The sequence below is a fragment of the Thermodesulfovibrio hydrogeniphilus genome (assembly GCF_054657355.1).
The window spans coordinates 597,084-615,296 of the sequence record NZ_BAAHYW010000001.1; the positions used below are offsets into that span (position 1 = coordinate 597,084).

17 protein-coding genes are annotated in these 18,213 nt (G+C 36.2%); 10 read left to right on the forward strand and 7 right to left on the reverse strand.

Going from position 1 to position 18,213, the window contains the following annotated elements:
- Positions 1-34: 34 nt before the first annotated feature.
- Complete coding sequence (locus tag ACYQ3P_RS03090; RefSeq protein WP_460176487.1) at positions 35-442, reverse strand: sugar nucleotide-binding protein; 408 nt, start codon at positions 440-442, stop codon at positions 35-37.
- Here ACYQ3P_RS03090 and ACYQ3P_RS03095 point away from each other — a divergent pair.
- From ACYQ3P_RS03095 to ACYQ3P_RS03125, 7 genes are all read left to right on the forward strand, one after another.
- A complete protein-coding gene (locus ACYQ3P_RS03095) occupies positions 385-3,498 on the forward strand; it encodes a helicase-related protein (RefSeq protein ID WP_460176488.1) in 3,114 nt (1,037 codons plus the stop codon). The two genes, ACYQ3P_RS03090 and ACYQ3P_RS03095, sit on opposite strands and share 58 nt — an antisense overlap.
- Positions 3,491-6,883, forward strand: coding sequence for an Eco57I restriction-modification methylase domain-containing protein (locus ACYQ3P_RS03100; protein WP_460176489.1), 3,393 nt, complete (start codon positions 3,491-3,493; stop codon positions 6,881-6,883). The genes ACYQ3P_RS03095 and ACYQ3P_RS03100 overlap by 8 nt, the downstream gene beginning before the upstream one ends.
- 344 nt (positions 6,884-7,227) lie before the next feature.
- Positions 7,228-7,638 (forward strand): hypothetical protein, encoded by a 411-nt coding sequence (locus tag ACYQ3P_RS03105; protein WP_460176490.1) that lies wholly within the window; start codon positions 7,228-7,230, stop codon positions 7,636-7,638.
- A gap of 140 nt (positions 7,639-7,778) precedes the next feature.
- Complete coding sequence (locus ACYQ3P_RS03110) at positions 7,779-7,916, forward strand: hypothetical protein (RefSeq protein ID WP_460178092.1); 138 nt, start codon at positions 7,779-7,781, stop codon at positions 7,914-7,916.
- Between the two features lie 647 nt (positions 7,917-8,563).
- Positions 8,564-9,406 carry a zinc metalloprotease HtpX gene (gene htpX / locus ACYQ3P_RS03115; RefSeq protein WP_460176491.1) on the forward strand — a complete coding sequence of 281 codons (843 nt, stop codon included), beginning with the start codon at positions 8,564-8,566 and terminating at the stop codon, positions 9,404-9,406.
- Positions 9,407-9,904, forward strand: coding sequence for a 5-(carboxyamino)imidazole ribonucleotide mutase (gene purE, locus ACYQ3P_RS03120; protein WP_460176492.1), 498 nt, complete (start codon positions 9,407-9,409; stop codon positions 9,902-9,904).
- Positions 9,891-10,091, forward strand: coding sequence for a heavy-metal-associated domain-containing protein (locus ACYQ3P_RS03125; protein WP_460176493.1), 201 nt, complete (start codon positions 9,891-9,893; stop codon positions 10,089-10,091). Before purE ends, ACYQ3P_RS03125 begins: the two co-directional genes overlap by 14 nt.
- Before the next feature lie 113 nt (positions 10,092-10,204).
- On the opposite strand, the gene ACYQ3P_RS03130 is transcribed toward ACYQ3P_RS03125, so the two are convergent.
- A complete protein-coding gene (locus tag ACYQ3P_RS03130) occupies positions 10,205-10,468 on the reverse strand; it encodes a hypothetical protein (RefSeq protein ID WP_460176494.1) in 264 nt (87 codons plus the stop codon).
- Positions 10,469-10,637: 169 nt separating this feature from the next.
- On the opposite strand from ACYQ3P_RS03130, the gene ACYQ3P_RS03135 reads away from it, so the two are divergent.
- From ACYQ3P_RS03135 to ACYQ3P_RS03145, 3 genes are read left to right on the forward strand one after another with little or no spacing between them, the layout of a single operon-like run.
- Positions 10,638-11,576 (forward strand): NAD(P)/FAD-dependent oxidoreductase, encoded by a 939-nt coding sequence (locus tag ACYQ3P_RS03135; RefSeq protein ID WP_460176495.1) that lies wholly within the window; start codon positions 10,638-10,640, stop codon positions 11,574-11,576.
- A 4-nt stretch (positions 11,577-11,580) separates the two neighbouring features.
- Positions 11,581-11,991, forward strand: a complete 411-nt coding sequence (locus ACYQ3P_RS03140; protein WP_460176496.1) for a HEAT repeat domain-containing protein — start codon at positions 11,581-11,583, stop codon at positions 11,989-11,991.
- Positions 11,988-12,398 (forward strand): archease, encoded by a 411-nt coding sequence (locus tag ACYQ3P_RS03145; RefSeq protein WP_460176497.1) that lies wholly within the window; start codon positions 11,988-11,990, stop codon positions 12,396-12,398. The genes ACYQ3P_RS03140 and ACYQ3P_RS03145 overlap by 4 nt, the downstream gene beginning before the upstream one ends.
- 416 nt (positions 12,399-12,814) lie before the next feature.
- Here the strand turns inward: ACYQ3P_RS03145 and ACYQ3P_RS03150 are convergent, their stop codons facing one another.
- From ACYQ3P_RS03150 to lpxA, 5 genes are all read right to left on the reverse strand, one after another.
- Complete coding sequence (locus ACYQ3P_RS03150; RefSeq protein WP_460176498.1) at positions 12,815-13,807, reverse strand: NAD(P)H-dependent glycerol-3-phosphate dehydrogenase; 993 nt, start codon at positions 13,805-13,807, stop codon at positions 12,815-12,817.
- Between the two features lie 2 nt (positions 13,808-13,809).
- Complete coding sequence (locus ACYQ3P_RS03155) at positions 13,810-15,420, reverse strand: acyl--CoA ligase (RefSeq protein ID WP_460176499.1); 1,611 nt, start codon at positions 15,418-15,420, stop codon at positions 13,810-13,812.
- Between the two features lie 222 nt (positions 15,421-15,642).
- Positions 15,643-16,527, reverse strand: a complete 885-nt coding sequence (locus tag ACYQ3P_RS03160; protein ID WP_460176500.1) for a hypothetical protein — start codon at positions 16,525-16,527, stop codon at positions 15,643-15,645.
- 107 nt (positions 16,528-16,634) lie between these two features.
- Positions 16,635-17,444 carry an LpxI family protein gene (locus ACYQ3P_RS03165; protein WP_460176501.1) on the reverse strand — a complete coding sequence of 270 codons (810 nt, stop codon included), beginning with the start codon at positions 17,442-17,444 and terminating at the stop codon, positions 16,635-16,637.
- Positions 17,435-18,211: an acyl-ACP--UDP-N-acetylglucosamine O-acyltransferase gene (lpxA, locus tag ACYQ3P_RS03170; protein WP_460176502.1), complete on the reverse strand. Its 777-nt coding sequence runs from the start codon at positions 18,209-18,211 to the stop codon at positions 17,435-17,437. The genes ACYQ3P_RS03165 and lpxA overlap by 10 nt, the downstream gene beginning before the upstream one ends.
- Positions 18,212-18,213 lie beyond the last annotated feature (2 nt).

Genomic DNA, 18,213 nt, shown 5'->3' on the forward strand with positions numbered 1-18,213 from the left:
TTTTCGAAAAAATTTTTAGTATGAAATGGAAAATTTAGATGTTAAAAAATTCTAATAATTCTCTAATGCACTCACATAGGCTTTCCTTCCAATAAGGGATTTTAACACCCAGCTCACGCTTTATCTTTGACTTGTCAAGCACACTGTATGCAGGTCGTTTTGCTAAGGTTGGATATTCTGAGCTCAAGATTGGCTCTATAGTGCCTACATGTCTATTATATGTCTTTTTTCCTGTAAGCTTTACTGTCACTTTCTTGTGTAAAACATAAGATTCAAGATAAGCTTTTGCTTCTTCTCCGTACAAGATACTTTGATTGTCTTGTCGGATATTTTTATACAAGCGGCTTTCACAGGTTATACAAATCATTAGAAAATGTAGAACGAATGAGAATCTTAGTTGGTATAAGGACGGACAAACAAACCCATGATTTAATAGAAGCATCCAAAATCCTGTCTGCCGAAGTCGCAGCACAGGCAGGTCAAACTGAATCTATTTTATCTCATGCAGAAACAAAAGAAAAGTTTACAAATGAGGTATTACAAGAGATGGAAAATTCAGATGATAATTTTTCTGTTGAAGAAGGCATACAGAAATTTATTGAATGGCTTATAAATGGCAAAAGTAATGACCCAAATAAAAAGCCAAAACTTCAAATAAGAGCTTATCCCTCTCAGAATATTCATGCTAAACTCTACATTATGACATTTGCTGAAGGTGACCGAGATGTAGGAAGAGTTATTACTGGTTCAAGCAACTTTACTCAGTCAGGACTTGTGGATAATCTTGAATTTAATGTTGAGCTAAAGAATCGTGCTGATTATGAATTTGCAAAGAAGAGATTTGAAGAATTATGGAATAATGCTGTTGAGGTTAGTGAAGAATATATTCAAACAATCAATGAAAAAACCTGGCTAAATCAGAACATCACCCCCTATGAACTTTATCTTAAGTTTTTGTATGAGTATTTTAAAGATGAATTGAGCAGAACTGATGAGCTCTTTGCTAAATATTTACCTTCGGATTTCAAAAAATTTGAATACCAAGAACAAGCAGTTCTAAACGCAAAGAAGATATTGGAAGAATATGGTGGAGTTTTTATTTCTGATGTAGTAGGACTTGGCAAGACCTATATTGCTGCGATGCTTACAGGACAACTTGATGGTAGAACCCTTGTTATCGCTCCTCCTGCACTTCTTAATAAAAATAATCCTGGCTCCTGGCCAAATGTTTTTTCTGATTTTCATATTCCCGCTGAGTTTGTGTCAATTGGCAAACTTGATGAGGCAATCAACTTAACTGAGATAAGAGAATACAAGAATATTATCATAGATGAAGCGCATCGTTTTAGGACAGAAACAACAATTAGTTATGAAAATATAGCAGAAATCTGTCGTGGTAAAAGGATAATTTTAGTTTCTGCAACTCCCTATAATAACTCACCAAGGGATATTTTGGCACAAATCAAACTCTTTCAAAATCCAAACAAAAGCACTATCCCAGGGATTCAAAATCTTGAGACATTTTTTGCTGCAATTGAAGGACGACTTAAAAAAGTTGACCGTAATAAGGACTACAATAAATATCTTGAGATAACAAGAAGAAATGCAAGAGAAATCCGTGATAAGGTTTTGAAGTACTTAATGGTCAGAAGAACAAGAACTGAAATAGAAAAATATTTTGCAGAGGACTTAGAGAAAAATAATGTTAAATTCCCTGAAATAGAAAACCCAAAGCCATTTTATTACCATTTAAATGATGCTGAAGATAGAACATTTATGCAAACTGTAGAACTAATAACTAAGAAATTTAGATATGCTCGTTATATGCCATTGCTTTATTTAAAAAAACCTATTTCTCAATTGGAAGAACAATCACAAAAGAATATGGGTGGATTTATGAAGGTGCTTCTTGTAAAACGCCTTGAAAGTAGTTTCTATGCATTCAGAAAAACCATTGATAGATTTATAAACTCTTATGAAATGTTTATTAAGGAATATAAGAATGGAAATGTATATATAAGCAAAAAGTATATAAACAAGATTTTTGAACTTTCAGAACAGGGTGATGATGAGGCAATTCAGAAACTAATTGATGAAGGAAAAGCAGAAAGATACGACAGCAAAGATTTTAGACCTGATTTTGAAAATGACCTGAATTATGACCTTGAGATTTTAAAAAAGATAAAAGAGATGTGGCAATCTATACAAAGAGACCCAAAACTCGAAACATTGCTAAACAATTTACAGAATAACAATCTTTTGAAAGATAAAAAGATAATTATCTTTACTGAGTCAAAAGAGACAGCAGAATATCTAACCGAAAACATAAATAAAACTTTTGGTGAAATCGCACTTTTATTCCATGGAAGTTCATCAGAGCTAACAAGGGACAAAATAACAGAAAACTTTGATGCAAGGGCAAGGAATAAAAAAGATGATTATAAGATACTTGTTACAACTGAGGTTCTTTCCGAAGGTGTGAATCTTCACAGGTCAAACGTAGTAATAAACTATGATATACCATGGAATCCAACAAGATTAATGCAAAGGGTCGGAAGGATAAACCGCATAGATACACCTTTTGATAGAATCTATACCTTTAATTTTTTCCCTACAAAACAGGCAGATTCTGAGATTGAACTTACAAATATTGCACGGTCAAAAATAGAGGCATTTTTAACATTGTTAGGTGGGGATGCGGCAATTCTTACTGAAGGAGAGCCAGTCACATCCCACGAACTTTTTGATAAACTACTTTCAAAGAAAATTATTTCAGAAGATGAAGAAGAAGAAAGCGAATTAAAATACTTGAGAATAATTGAAAATATCAGGGATAATGACCCAGAAACATTTGAAAAGATAAAACGTCTTCCTAAAAAAGCCCGTTCTGCAAAATTACTCCCAAGATCTTTACAAGATATTGCTTCACCTGACTCTTTAATCACTTTTTTCAGAAAAGGCAAACTAATGAAATTCTTTTTATCAAACAAAAACAATAACTCTGCAATTGAACTTGATTTTTTGACTGCTGCCAAAATTCTTGAAAGTTCAAAAGATGAAAAAAGAGAAAAACTGCCCCTTAAAGACTATTATGAACTTCTCGATAAAAATAAAACTGCATTTTTTGATGCAACTTCAGAGGAACTCCTTGTACAACATCCTCGGGGTGGCAGAGATAGCAATACTCAGCTTCTGAAAGGCCTAAAGGCAACCCTAAAAAATGCCAGTCAGCTTACAGAAGAACAAGAAGAATACCTTAAAAAACTTATTAACCAAGTTGAAAAAGGCTCTTTACCCAAACAAACAATCAAGAAAACAATGGAAAAACTGAACAAACTTAAAGGTGATATACAAAACCCATTAAAAGTAATTGGTATTTTACAAAGAGAGATCTCCCCAACGTTTCTTAAAAGCCACTTTGCAGAAAGTCATGCTATCCCTGAAGGAAAAAGAGAAGTAATTTTATCTCTTTATTTAACAGAGGAAACTAATGGATAGAGAACAAGCAAAAAATATTGTAATCAAAACATTTGAAAATTCTTTTGATAAAAACAATTTTATTCTTTTCCTCAAAAACCTTTTGAAATCATTTGAAGAAAGCACATTTAACTACAAAGGCAATTATATACCTGATGCCTTTTCGCAATACATAAGTTCATTAGAAAGAGTCGGAAAATATACATACGATGATAAAGAAATAGATTTACTGATAGTGCAACTTAAGAGGGAAACTTCTATTGAGCGGGCAAGAACCATGCAAAGAAACTTTATTGCCTGGTATTTAAAAGGTAGTAGAGGAGGGAAATTAAAAGATGCAGCACTTGTTGCCTTTGTATCACCAGATAGTGAGGACTGGAGATTCTCACTTGTTAAAATGGATTATAGATTTGAAGAAACACCTTCTGGAAAAATCAAAATTAAAGAAGAATTCACACCTGCAAGAAGATGGTCATTTTTAGTTGGAAAAAATGAAAAAAGCCATACTGCTCAGAGTAGATTTGTTCCAATACTTGTAAATGATGAACGTCCAACGCTTGAGGATTTAGAAGAGGCATTTAATGTAGAAGTAGTTACAAAAGAGTTTTTCCAGAAATACAGGGACCTTTTCATAAGAACAAAATTAGAGCTTGATGAAATTATCAAAAAAGATACCGCAGTAAAAAGGGAATTTGAAAGTAAAAATATAAACACTGTTGATTTTGCTAAGAAACTTTTAGGGCAAATTACATTTCTTTATTTTCTTCAGAAGAAAGGTTGGTTTGGTGTTGAAAGAGGAAAGCATTGGGGAACAGGTCCAAGGGATTTTATGAGAAAATTATTTAACAAGGAATATAGAGATTATAAAAACTTCTTTAATGATATTCTTGAGCCACTCTTTTATGAGGCATTACGAATTGACAGAAGTGATGCAGACCATTATTACAGTAGATTTGACTGCAAACTACCATTTTTAAATGGAGGACTTTTTGACCCAATAAATAATTACGATTGGGTAGAGAAAGACATCTTTATCTCTAATGAACTCTTTTCAAATACCAATAAAACAAAAGAAGGTGATATCGGAGATGGAATTTTAGATGTCTTTGATAGATATAATTTCACAGTAAATGAAGAAGAACCGCTTGAAAAAGAAGTTGCCCTTGACCCTGAATTACTTGGAAAAATCTATGAAAAATTAAATGCCATAAGAGAAGATAATTTTGATGAATATGTAAAAGTATTAAAATCTGGGAAAAAGGGAGAGGAAACAAAGTTTAATAAAGAATATGGAGTTTATTATACGCCAAGAGAGATTGTCCATTATATGTGTCAGGAAAGTTTAATAAATTATCTTGAAACACATCTTTCTCTACCAAGAGAGAATATTGAAAGGTTTGTAAAAATTAGTGATGCGGTTTTAGAAAGAGAAATTACTGCTCTTCAAAAACAACAAGCCATAGAAAATGGAGAGATTAAATCTACAAAATACGAAAGCCAGATACCTGAAGATATAAGGAATAATGCCAAAGAAATTGACAATCTTCTTGCTAATATAAAAGTTTGTGATCCTGCTGTTGGTTCAGGTGCTTTTCCCATAGGTATGATGCATGAGATTGTAAAATTGAGAAGATTGCTTTCTGTATATCTTAAAGAAGAGAGAAAAAGCTATGATTTAAAAAGACATTGCATTGAAAACTCCCTTTATGGAGTTGATATAGACCCAGGAGCAGTTGAAATATGTAAATTAAGGTTTTGGCTTTCTTTGATAGTGGACGAAGAGGATTTTTATAACATAAAACCACTTCCAAACCTTGATTACAAAGTGGTATGCGGTAATTCGCTTTTGGGAATACCTGAGGATGTATTGCCTAATGACGATATAAGTAGAAAAATCGAAAATAAAAAACAGATACTCTTTTCAACGACTTTGCCAAATGAAAAAATAAAAATTAAAGCGGAAATCGAAAAATTGTTTCAACAACAAATTGAATTTCTTTCAGGTTTTGACAAACGCATAAAAAACATAAAATTTGATTTTCATTTACACTTCTCGGAAGTCTTCCATCACAAAAATGGCTTTGATATAGTGATTGCCAATCCGCCGTATATTCAATTACAAAAAAACCACGGTGAACTTGCAAATCTATACAAAGACAAAGGTTATAAAACCTTTGATCGTATGGGCGATATTTATTGCCTGTTTTACGAAAAGGGCATACAAATACTAAAACCCAATGGTTATTTATGTTTTATCTCCTCTAATAAATGGATGCGAGCCGGCTATGGCGAAAAGATTCGTGATTTCTTTCTGAATTATAACCCAGTTATTCTTATTGACCTTGGACCTGGAATTTTTGAAAGTGCCACAGTAGATACTAACATATTGCTTATACAAAAAACACAAAACAAACAGCAACTAAAAGCAGTGACCCTTGAGCGGCAGAATAACGAATCGGTGGACATAGCGCAACAATTAAATAGTCGTGGCGTATATCTCACAAAACTTTCTAAAGATGCCTGGTTTATTGGTAGCAATGCAGAACAGTTGCTTAAAGAAAAAATTGAACGCATTGGCAAACCTCTCAAAGATTGGGATGTAAATATATATTATGGAATAAAAACCGGTTTAAACGAAGCATTTATAATTGATAGTAATAAGCGAGAGGAGATACTTGCTAATTGCCGCACCGAAGAAGAGCGAAAACGAACCGAAGCCATCATTAAACCCATCCTAAGAGGACGAGACATTAAACGCTATTACTACGAATGGGCTGGGCTGTGGGTGATAGGAACCTTTCCAGCTTTACGATTAAACATCGATGATTATCCCGCTCTTAAAAAATATTTTTTAGATAATTTTGATATCAGACAACTAGAACAGTCAGGCAAGAAATACCCCGAATTAGGCTTTAACGCCCGCAAGAAAACTGGCAACAAGTGGTTCGAAACTCAAGACCAAATTGCCTACTACCCCGAGTTTGAGAAGGAGAAGGTGGTGTGGCAAAGAATTACTCAAGAACCAACTTTTTGTTTAGTTGAACCAAGTGTTTTTATTCTTGATAGTATGGCATTTTTTACGGGAAGGAACTTGAAATTTATAATGGCTGTACTTAATTCAAAGTTAATTTACATGTATGTTGAAATGATTGTTCATCAATACGGATTTACCGGATTTAGGTTATCAAATCAATATGTTGAGATCATGCCCCTTGCCCCCATCACTCCTGCCAACCAGCCCATTGTCCGGCAAATAGAAGCATTGGTAGATAAAATCCTTTCTGCCAAAAAGCAAAATCCCCAGGCAGATACTAGTCAGTGGGAGCGGGAGATTGATCAGTTAGTTTACAAACTTTACAATTTAACCGAAGACGAAATAAGAATCATTGAAGAGGTAAATAAATAGTTGAAGCATCTGAAAAATCGAAAGTGGGAGAATTGGGGGGTCAGGTCTTGAATTTTGGCGTTTTCATTTATCCTATATCAAGTCTAAATAAAAAGGCATTTATCTCATTAAGGCCAGATTCTCATAATAGTCACAGTTAAAACAACAAAAAGATTGAATAGCTAAAAGCAAAGGGATGGAAGGATTTTGCCTGAAAAGCCTAGTCTACAAGTATCCAAAATAGGCTACTAGTGTTGTAAAATAAAAAGATATTTTTTTAACTTTTCATTGCAGTTGTGGGCAGAAAGGGAGGTGATCATATGAAATTAAAAAAATGCTTAATTGTATTTATGCTGATTTTGTCAATGACATTACTTTATGGATGTGCAACATTGAGTGATGTAGTAAAAGCTAAAGAAGCTGGGGAAGGAACAACAAAAATATATCCTGTTAATTTTGAGCAAGCATGGGAGATTGCAAAAAAAGTTTTTCGTTGGGAAGGTGCTGATGCTATTGAGGAGCATAAATCAGAGGGTTATATGCTCGCAAGTAGTGGAATGAATCTTGTGTCTTATGGATCAGTTATGGGAGCATGGATAGAACCTATTGACAAAGACAGTACACGTGTTACTATTATTACAAAAAGAAGAATAGCAACAAACATTGCGACAACATTAACTGAAACCACTTTCCACAGACGTTTTGCTCAGGCAGTAGAAATTATAAAACAGGGCAATACATTACCTCTTACACGCCAGATTAAAACTAAAACTTGATAAGCCCACAACTGCAACTTTTAACCTTTGGTTTGAACATTTTTGATGTCTTAAATGTGTAGAGGGCATGCTATTCTCCTGCCTGCCTCTTTATAGTATAACATCTCAAACTCCTCTGGACTCTTATATCCCAATGCACTATGAACATAAAGGCGATTGTAGTCAACCTCTATCCATTTGCCGTATTGTATGAACTTCAACAAATGTTTCAGATGAGATTTGCGTATGAAACACCGAAAAATAGAGATAGAAATCCAATAATTGATATAACCATTTGAAAATTAAGTATTTTTTTGCTGTCATTGCGAGCATCCGAAGGATGCGAAGCAATCTCTCCGTTTGCCTTTTACGTCTCATGTCTTACTTTTTACGAATATTTAGAGATTGCTTCGGGCACTACGTGCCCTCGCAATGACCCCTCTGCCTGTCATCACGAGGCTTGCAAAGCAACTTTTTCCCGTCATAACGAGGCTTGCTTTAGCAAGCCGAAGTGATCTCTTTTTTGTGACGGGGGATAGAAAGACGAGATTGATTCGGGACTTCGTCCCTCGCAATGACGAGGCGGATGGGTCATTGCGAGGCATCCGTCAGGATGCTGAAGCAATCTCTGAAATCTCCACGTTTTCGCTCACAACAGGGGACTCGTAGTTATGAATTGTTGGATTTCTAAGCTGTCGCTCTATGGCACTATGACGACGAGTTTGCTTCGCTTCGCTCGGAGTCGCAATGACGGAGAGGTTTTCACCATGCACCATCCACCATTCACCATCCACCAATTAGAGACTGCTTCGCCTCCTTCGGAGGCTCGCAGTGACGAGTGTCTATCTCTATTTTCAGTTCGTTTAATTGCTTGCCTCGTTTTTAAGATTAATGTTAGATTTAAAAAGATATATTTTTAAAAATTGCAAACGAGGAGGTGTAGTAGATGCACACATTGAAAACTCTTGTTTTAATGGTGTTTCTTACAGTGTTTTTTATCTTTGTTGGCTCTGCGATAGGAGGTAAACAAGGTGCAACAATTGCTTTGATTATGGCACTTGCTATGAATTTCTTTGCCTACTTTTTCAGTCATAAAATTGTTCTTTCTATGTATGGAGCAAGAGAGGTAACAGAGGCTGAAGCTCCAGAGCTTTACAATATTGTAAGAAGACTTGCACAAAGGGCTGGGCTTCCAATGCCTAAGGTATACATCATTGAAAGCGAACAGCCAAACGCATTTGCAACAGGAAGGTCTCCAAAGCATGGTGTAGTTGCAGTTACAACAGGCATCATGAGGATTCTCTCAAGGGAAGAGCTTGAAGGTGTAATAGGCCACGAACTTGCACATATAAAGCACAGAGATATTCTCATAAGCACAATTGCAGCCACAATCGCTGGAGCAATCTCTTATCTTGCACAGATGGCAATGTGGGCTAATATTTTTGGCAGACACGATGACGAAGAAGGCGGACATCCGATTGTAGCTCTTTTAATGATGATAATCGCTCCTATTGTTGCCATGATTATTCAACTTGCCATAAGCAGAGCAAGAGAATATGCAGCAGATGAAGAAGGAGCTGAAATAGCAGGAAATCCGCTCTATCTTGCAAATGCCCTTAAAAAACTTCACTATGCATCCCAAGCAATACCAATGGATGCAAATCCGGGAACAGCTCATCTATTCATTGTAAATCCTCTTTCTGGCAAAACAATAATGAAACTTTTTAGCACCCATCCACCAATTGAAGAGAGAATTGCAAGACTTGAGTCAATGACAAGGAGGAGATAAATGACTAAAGTATTAATACTCATGGGAAGTGATAGTGACTATGATATTATGAAAAAGGCTGCTAAAGTTTTCAAGGATATGGGCATTCCTTTTGAGATTGATGTATGTTCTGCCCACAGAACACCAGATAGGGCAAAGAATTACGCTGAAGAGGCTGAAGGGAGAGGAATAGAGGTTATCATAGCTGGAGTTGGTATGGCAGCGCATCTTGCTGGATTTATTGCAGCCCATACTACTTTGCCTGTAATTGGAGTTCCAATCTCTTCAGGAGCATTAAATGGCTTTGATGCTTTACTTTCTACTGTTCAGATGCCTCCCGGTGTTCCTGTGGCAACAGTTGGAATAAATGGAGCTGAAAATGCAGCTTGGCTTGCATGTGAAATCCTTGCAACAAAATATTCTGAAATAAGAGAGAAGCTCAAATTAAAAAGACAAGAAATGTATAATAAAGTTTTGGAAAAGTCTGAAAAGATTAGAGGGCAACATGAAAACTATTAAAATTTATATTGAAGGAATGACTTGTCAGCATTGCGTAAAAAGAGTTACTCAGGCACTTGAAAAAGCAGGTGTTGAGGAGTCTGAAGTACAGATTGGAGAAGCTGTTATTACTTTTGATGAAAATAAAACAAATTTGCAGATAATATCTAAATCATTGGAGGATGCAGGCTATAAGTTAAAATCTTAAAAAAAATTAAGTCCTAAATTATTCTTTTTTAAGCTCATTGATAGAGGTCGCAATACCTTCAGCTTGCGATAGATTTTTCTCTATTCTGTCATCGCAAAACACTCTCATTATTATTACGATGGTGCGCCAAGATGCGAAACAACATTGCCCTGTTTATTCCTTGTAAGGAGAGAGAATCCTTGGCAATGACTGAAAAAGGAGGTCATTATGAGCCTTGCTGAACCCAAAAGATAGAGATAGAAATCCAATAATTGATATAACCATTTGAAAATTAAGTATTTTTTGCTGTCTTTACGAGCATCCGAAGGATGCGAAGCAATCTCTACTTTGTTTTTCAATAAAGCCTTATTAGAGACTGCTTCGCCCAAGATTGCCACGCTATCGCTCGCAACAGGGGGGCTCGCAGTGACGAGTTTCTATCTTTATTTTTGGATTCACGATTTCTATGTATTTACTTCATCAAACTGATATAATAAAAAATAAAATTCAATAATATCATTGCTGAGACATCCTTAAAATGTCTCGTAATGTCAAGGAGGCAAAGTTATGGCAGAAATTTATGACCTTGTAATCATAGGTGGAGGACCTGCAGGACTTACTGCAGCTATATATGGAAGAAGAGCCAATCTCAGCACCCTTATTCTTAATAAATCTAAAACCGCTGGAGCAATTTCCTACGCAACATTAATAGAAAATTTTCCCGGATTTGAGAGAATCTCTGGCAAAGAATTGCTTGAAAGAATCCTCAACCAAGCACTATCATTGGGTGCTGAATACAAAGAGGAGCAAGTAGTTGGTGTTAATCTAAATACAGAGCCAAAGGAAGTTTTTACGATGCAATCTTCTTATAATGCTCGGGCATTAATTATTGCAACCGGCTCTATGGGAAGAAAGCCAACAATAAAGGGAGAAGGAGAACTGCTTGGTAGAGGTGTGAGTTACTGTGCAGTATGCGATGCTCCTTTTTTCAGAGGAAAAATAGTGGCTGCTTTAGGAGACAATGAAGAGGCTGCTAAAGAAGCAGTATATTTAACTCAGTTTGCTGAAAAGTGTTATCTTATCACATCTTCATCAAAAATTAAGGTTGATGAGCAGCATCCAATCTTCTCAAACACAAAAATAGAGATTATAGTTGAGCATTCTGTTAAAGAGATTCAGGGAAAAGATTTTGTTGAGGCTATTGTTTTAAAGGATAAAGCAGGAGAGGAAAAAACAATTCCTTTGCATGGAGTTTTTGTTTTCATGGCAGGTTCTAAGCCTATTACGGATTTTCTTGGTGAATCAATTCAACTTGATGAGCGGGGCTTTATAATTACTGATAACCTTATGCAGACAAACATTCAGGGAGTATTTGCAGCTGGTGATGTAGCATCTCCTATGGTGAGGCAGGTAGTTGTTGCATGTGCACAAGGAGCAATAGCAGCCCTCTCGGCGGAAAAATATATTCGCGGTGGGCAGAGAATAAAACCAGATTGGCAGAGGTAATACTATGAACGGAAACAATGGAAATTGGACTGGAGAAGGCTTTGAAAATATGCTTTTTGATTATCTTGACAATGGCTATCTGGAAAATATAATTACCTTTTTTGAACACGAACCAAATGAAATGCGTCTTATTCCAAAAATGCTTCAGGATGAAAGAATTCGTATAAGGGTTGGAGCCCTCGCAATAATTGAATCTCTTAAAGAGAAATATCCTGATAGGCTCAAAGATATAGTGCCTTTAATTCTGAATATATTGCTAAAGGCAAAGGAGAAGAATATCAGAGGAGATGCAGCCTATGCACTTGAAATAATTGCTGACCCCTCTACAAAAAAAGCGCTTGAAGAGGCTCTTTCACAAGAAGAAGACGAGCAGGTCAGAGAGTTTATTCAAGATGCAATCAATAAACTGTCATGACTTACGAATTAATTGATATTGCAGGTGATGTGGGGTTAAGAATCACAGGAGACAGCATTGAAGAACTATTCATAAATGCTGGCAAAGGTTTATATAGCTTGATTACAGAACCAAGCACAATTGAAGCAATTGAGACCAAAGCCATTGAAATAAAAGCAGACTCCATTGAGGAGCTTCTTGTAAGCTTTTTGAATGAAATTATCTTTTTGTTTGACGCTTATGGATTTCTTGGTAGAGAGATAGATGTCACTATCCATGATTTCACTTTGAAGGCAAAAATTGAAGGCGAATACTTTAATCCAGACAAACACGAGGGCAAGCTTCTTTTAAAAGCAGCAACTTATCACGACCTCAAGATAGAGAAAAAGGATGGCAAGTTTTCAGCCCGAGTAGTTTTTGATATTTAAGATGAGGTTATTTGAACTTAAATTTCGTGTCATCGTATGTTAGATATATGGACATAGCGAGAGATTTTATTTCTGAGGCTGTACTTTCTTTTTATGAGATTGCTTCGCCTGCCTGTCGGCAGGCTCGCAATGACGGATAAAAAATATGCGGTCTGGCTCGCGATGACACCTTTTTCGTCACTGCCCCTCATCGTCATTGCGAGCGAAGCAATCTCGTCTTTCTATCTCCCAAACAACAGAGAAATCACTTCGACTTGCTTCGCAAGCCTCGTGATGACGGAAAGAGAAGTCACTGCGAGCCCCCCTATTGCGAGCGATAGCGTGACAATCTGGGGCGAAGCAGTCTCTGAGATTGATTCGATGCTCTGTCAATGATATTTAAGAATTGAGTAAAAAAGTGGGTTTTTCTCAAAAAATCAATAAAATTCAGGCTTTAAAGCTCTATTCATAAGGTCAGATGCTGCATCTTGAGGAGACTTTCCTTCGTATATGACCTTATAAATCTCTGATGAGATAGGCATTTCAACATTGAGTTTCTGTGAAAGTTGCATGGCAGAAACACAGGTCTCAACGCCTTCAGCCACTGACCGCATACTTGCAGAAATTTCCTGCATAGTCTCTCCACTGCCAAGTCTGTAGCCAACAGTATAATTTCTTGAAAGCGTTGATGTGCAGGTCAAAAAAAGGTCTCCCAATCCGCTTAATCCTGAAAATGTTATCTCCTTTGCCCCCATTTTCTTACCAAGTCTCATAATCTCATGCAATCCCCTTGTTATGAGAGCTGCCCTTGCATTGTTTCCAAGTTGCAGTGCATCGCATATTCCTGCTGCAATGGCAATAACATTTTTGACTGCACCACCAATCTCTGCTCCCAATGGGTCATCATGTTCATAAACCCTGAAGTAGGAAGTGTTAAAAATTTCCTGTAACAAAAGCCTTTCTTTTCTTTCTGGTCCTGAAATTGTAACTGCTGTTGGTTTTTCCTGTGCAACCTCAATTGCAAAGCTCGGACCTGAAAGCACATAAGCTTTCTTTCCCAATATCTCTTCAAGAATCATAGAGGGTGTCTTTAAAGTGCTTTTTTCAATTCCCTTTGAGGCACTTACAAGAATTGCTTCTCCATTAAGTTGCCCAGCTATTTGACTAAATACAGCTCTTATATGTTGAGTTGGCACAACATTAACAATAAATCTTGCCTTTTTTATTGCATCGGTAACAAAATTTGTGCAATGAAGATTTTCAGGAAGCTTAATATTTGGCAGATAAAGAAAATTCTCCCTCTTTGAGTTTATTGCTTCAGCTAATTCAGACTCCCTTGCCCAGAGGGTAACGTCAAATCCTTTTTTGGAAAGCAGGAAAGCAATGGTTGTACCCCAGCTTCCTGCTCCTATGACAGCTATGTATGACATTTTTATAGCTTACCAAACTCCTTAAGTTTAAGCTCTTTTCTTTTTATTTTACCACTTATTGTTTTTGGAAGTTCATCTACAAAGTCTATTTTTCTTGGATATTTATAAGGAGCGGTCTCCTTTTTAACAAAGTGCTGAAGCTCTTTTATTAGTTCCTCTGATGGCTCATATTCCTGCGTAAGAACAATAAAGGCTTTTACAACCTCTCCTCTTACCTCATCGGGACTTGCAACAACTGCTGCTTCTTTTACTGCAGGATGCTTTATAAGTGCGATTTCAACTTCAAAAGGACCAATACGGTAACCTGCGCTAATTATAACATCATCTTCTCTACCTACAAACCAGAAATAACCGTCCTTGTCTTTGTATCCCCTGTCTCTTGTGTAATACCATTCCCCCCTGAATGCTGCAGCCATTTCAAGTTTGTCTCCTATGTATTCTTTGAAAAGTCCAACAGGTCTGACAGGATTTATCTTTATGGCAATATTCCCCTCTGTTTCTGGTGGAACAGGATTTCCCTCATCATCAATAATGTCAATTTCAAACCCAGGTGTAGGTAATCCTGTTGCTCCTGCTTTCATAGGAATTCCCTTAAGCATAGCAAGGGTATTGACGGTTTCGGTCTGTCCGTAACCATTGTATATGTATTCTCCAGTTGCCTCTTTCCAGATATTGATAATTTCGGGATTAAGTGGCTCACCTGCAGCAACAAAATGTCTCACTGTTTTGAATTTTAATTCACTTGTTGGGATTTCCTTTACTATCATTCTATAGGCTGTTGGAGGAGCACAGAGGGTAGTCACTTCAAATTTTTTCAAAGTCTCAACGATAAATGCAGGAGAGAATTTGCCTTTTCTATGAAAAGTGAAAACAGTAGCTCCCATGTTCCAAGGTCCAAAAAAGCTTGACCATGCAGCCTTTGCCCATCCAGTGTCAGAGATATTCCAGTGAACATCACCCGGCTTAAGGTCAAGCCAGAACTTACCAGTTATCACATGTGCAAGTGGATAACTGACCTGTGTGTGAAGCACCATTTTTGGAAGTCCTGTAGTGCCTGAGGTGAAAAAGATAAATGCAGGATCATCTGAAAATGTTCTTTCTCCTATGAATGCTTCGCTCTGAATAAGCTCATCGTAGCTTTTCCATCCTTCTTTTTTATCTATATTAATCAAAATGACATCTTTGCCGTATTTATTTACAGCCTCTTCAATTTTATCTGCATTCTCAGAGTTAGAGAAAACTGCCTTAATATCCGCTGCCTTTAATCTATATTCAATATCCTTTGCTGTCAAAAGAGTTGTTCCGGGAATTGCAACAGCATTAATTCTCATGATACCAAGAATTATCACCCACCACTGAGGAACATTTGGCAGTAATACTAAAATCCTGTCACCCTTTTGTATGCCGAGTTTTTTCAGCCCACCTGCCAATTTACTGGAAAGAGAAGTCAAATCCTGAAAGGAAAACTTTTTTACCTCTTCACCATTAGTCCAAATAAGGGCAGTCCTGTCTCCCCATTTGTCAAAGACATCCAATGGGAATGAAAATTTCTCTGGCACATCAATTTTAAAGTTTCTAATCTCCTCGTAATACTGTTCAATACTCTTCTCCATAGACCCCTCCAAAGAAATGTGAATAATTTTAAATCATAAAAAAAATGATAAAGATTAATCAAGAAATTTTTCTCTACAACTCTTCCTTTATTGACCCATCCTTTCATTTTGAGCCTCATCGTTCATACTTTCTGTCATCGCGAGGTTGAGTAGAGCTCTAAGATTCTCATTGTTGTTTAATTAATTATCCCCGTTTTACAGTAGAAAGATTTCAAGAAAATATCAAACAGGCTCTGAGGGCGGAAGGTTTTGTTCCTGTGGTTGAGCCTCTGTCTTCTGAAGAATTTGCTCTTGCTCAGGAACTTGTTGAGATGAAATATCTTTGTTTAAACGAATGTAATAAGACATAAATGCAGCCAGAACAACAAGGCTTATATAAATTTGGGCAAATTGGACAAAAAATTGATATACAGCTGCCAATGCAGTCCCTATGTGAGGCAAAATTGCGAATAAAGAGCCCAATGACAAAAGAAAACCACCTGTAAGAATATAAATGACAAAAAGTAGTCCTGCTCTTCCGATTGATTGTGGATAGGCAACAATGAATCTTTTAGTCTCTACAATAGCTTCCTTTAAAGAAAAATCTTTTACAAAAAATCCAAATAATCCAAAAAGAGTGTAAGTAATCCAGACAAGAAAAGATAAGATACTCGCTGTTAAAATAACCAGATAAATGAAAACATTAATAAAGGTAGAAAAAGCATGACTGTATTGTTCAATTATTTGTATAAAGTAAGAATTTAGCTCCCCTAACATAACCAACAGGGATGCACAAAGCAAGAAAACTAAACCAGAAAACAAGCTGAATAGTCCCACTTTCCAGAAAAATTTTCTCCCATATTTAGAAAAATCTTTCAGACTAAATATACTCCCTTCCTGCAGATAGGCATTCATAATTCCCAATGTACCAGCAAAAATATATATCCAAAAAGCAATTAGAGATAAAATATAAAGAATCAAACTCAGAAGAATGATAATTGCGAAAATAAAAAATTTCTTAAGAAGCGATACTGATGATATTAAAATTTCAAGGAAGCTACCTTTTAATATATCTGTAAGGTCAACACTAAAAACAACAAAAAATATTCCCAATGGAACTCCTAACATTAAGAACAAGCCGAAAAAGGAGAAAAACAGAAATAAAAAGTGAATAAAAATAAGCTGATAATTTTTGTGGACAGTCTTTAAAGCGTCATTTATGCATGTAAAAAGGTTCAACTTTTTCTAACACCTACTATTGAAATATCAAATTCATTAGCTTTTTTAACTACATCATCCCTGTCTACAAGAATTGTTTTTCCAGCCTCCAATGCCAAAACTGAAGCCTTTGATTCTATCATAACTAATATTGTATCCATTCCAGCAACAGGAGGGTCAAGCTTCATATTTTGCTGAGGTTTGCTTGTTTTTACTACCACGAAATCTTCAACAAATTTTCCAGCTCTAAGAATTGTCTCGTCTGTCCCTTCAATTCCTTCAACACTGATTACAGATTTATCTTTTACAATCACAGTTTGTCCGATGTCAAGCTCTCCAATTTTTTTAGCTATCTTAAAGCCGTACTCTATGTCTTGCCATTCTGCTCCTGAAGGCTTTCTTTTTGTGAGCACTCCTTCAGGCGTTAAAAGTTCTGGGCAGAACGCTCCGATGTCTACGACCTTTATGCCTTCCTTTTTAAGTTCCTTTTCTACAATCTTGAGCAGTTCGTTATCACCTTTTAATTTTGCGGAAAAAAGCATTTTTAATGCTCGCATATCCGGTTTGATTTTTTCCGTTTCAAAGATAATTTTTTTGGGAACTTTACCAGTAAGAAGTAATTGGCTTACTTTGTTTTTTTTTAAAAATTCAAGGACCTTCCCTACTTGTCCAATATTGATAAATTCAAATACATCACTCGTTTCCTTAAGCTCCTCATTAGCAAGGTCTTTCAGCCCAACAGTGATCACACGATATCCTCTTTTTTTTAGTTCCTTTGAAATAATTAAAGGAAGTTTGCCCTGTGCAGCGATAATTCCTATCTGCATATACCTCTTTTGTTTGCCTCTATAAACTCTATTAGATGCTTTATTTCAGGAATCTGGGGTAAATCTTCTTTAATTTTTTCAATAGCCTCCTTCAGCGAAAGCTTGCTTCTAAAAAGTATCCTGTAAGCTTTATTAAGAATGTCTATTGTCTCGTCGCTAAAACCTCTTCTTTTAAGTCCGACTTTATTAAGCCCGTAAAGCTTAGCTCTCGTCCCGGAAGCCATTGTGTAAGGAGGAATGTCCTGTCCTATTCCACTAAAGCCTCCAACCATTGCGTGAGCGCCTATTCTTGTGAATTGATGTACTGCAACAAGCCCGCCAATGAAAACATAATCCTCCACAATTACATGACCTGCAAGGGTGGCAAGATTTGCCATTATTACTGAATTTCCTATCTTGCAATCATGGGCAATATGAACATATGCCATTATGAAATTATTGTCTCCGATAACAGTCCAGCCATCACCAGATACTGAAGCTCTGTGAACTGTGACATATTCTCTTATAATGTTGTTATTTCCAATTTTTACACCAGTTGGCTCTCCCTTGTATTTCAAATCCTGAGGAGGGAAACCTATTGTTGCAAATGGAAAAATCTGACAGTTTTCTCCAATTTCTGTAATACCTTCAATTTGAACATGACTTATAAGCTTACTGCCTTTGCCTATTTTTACATTATCACCAACTATGCAGTAAGGTCCTATGATTACATCATCTCCTATTTCTGCCTTTGGACTAACTATTGCTGATTTATGTATATTTGACATTT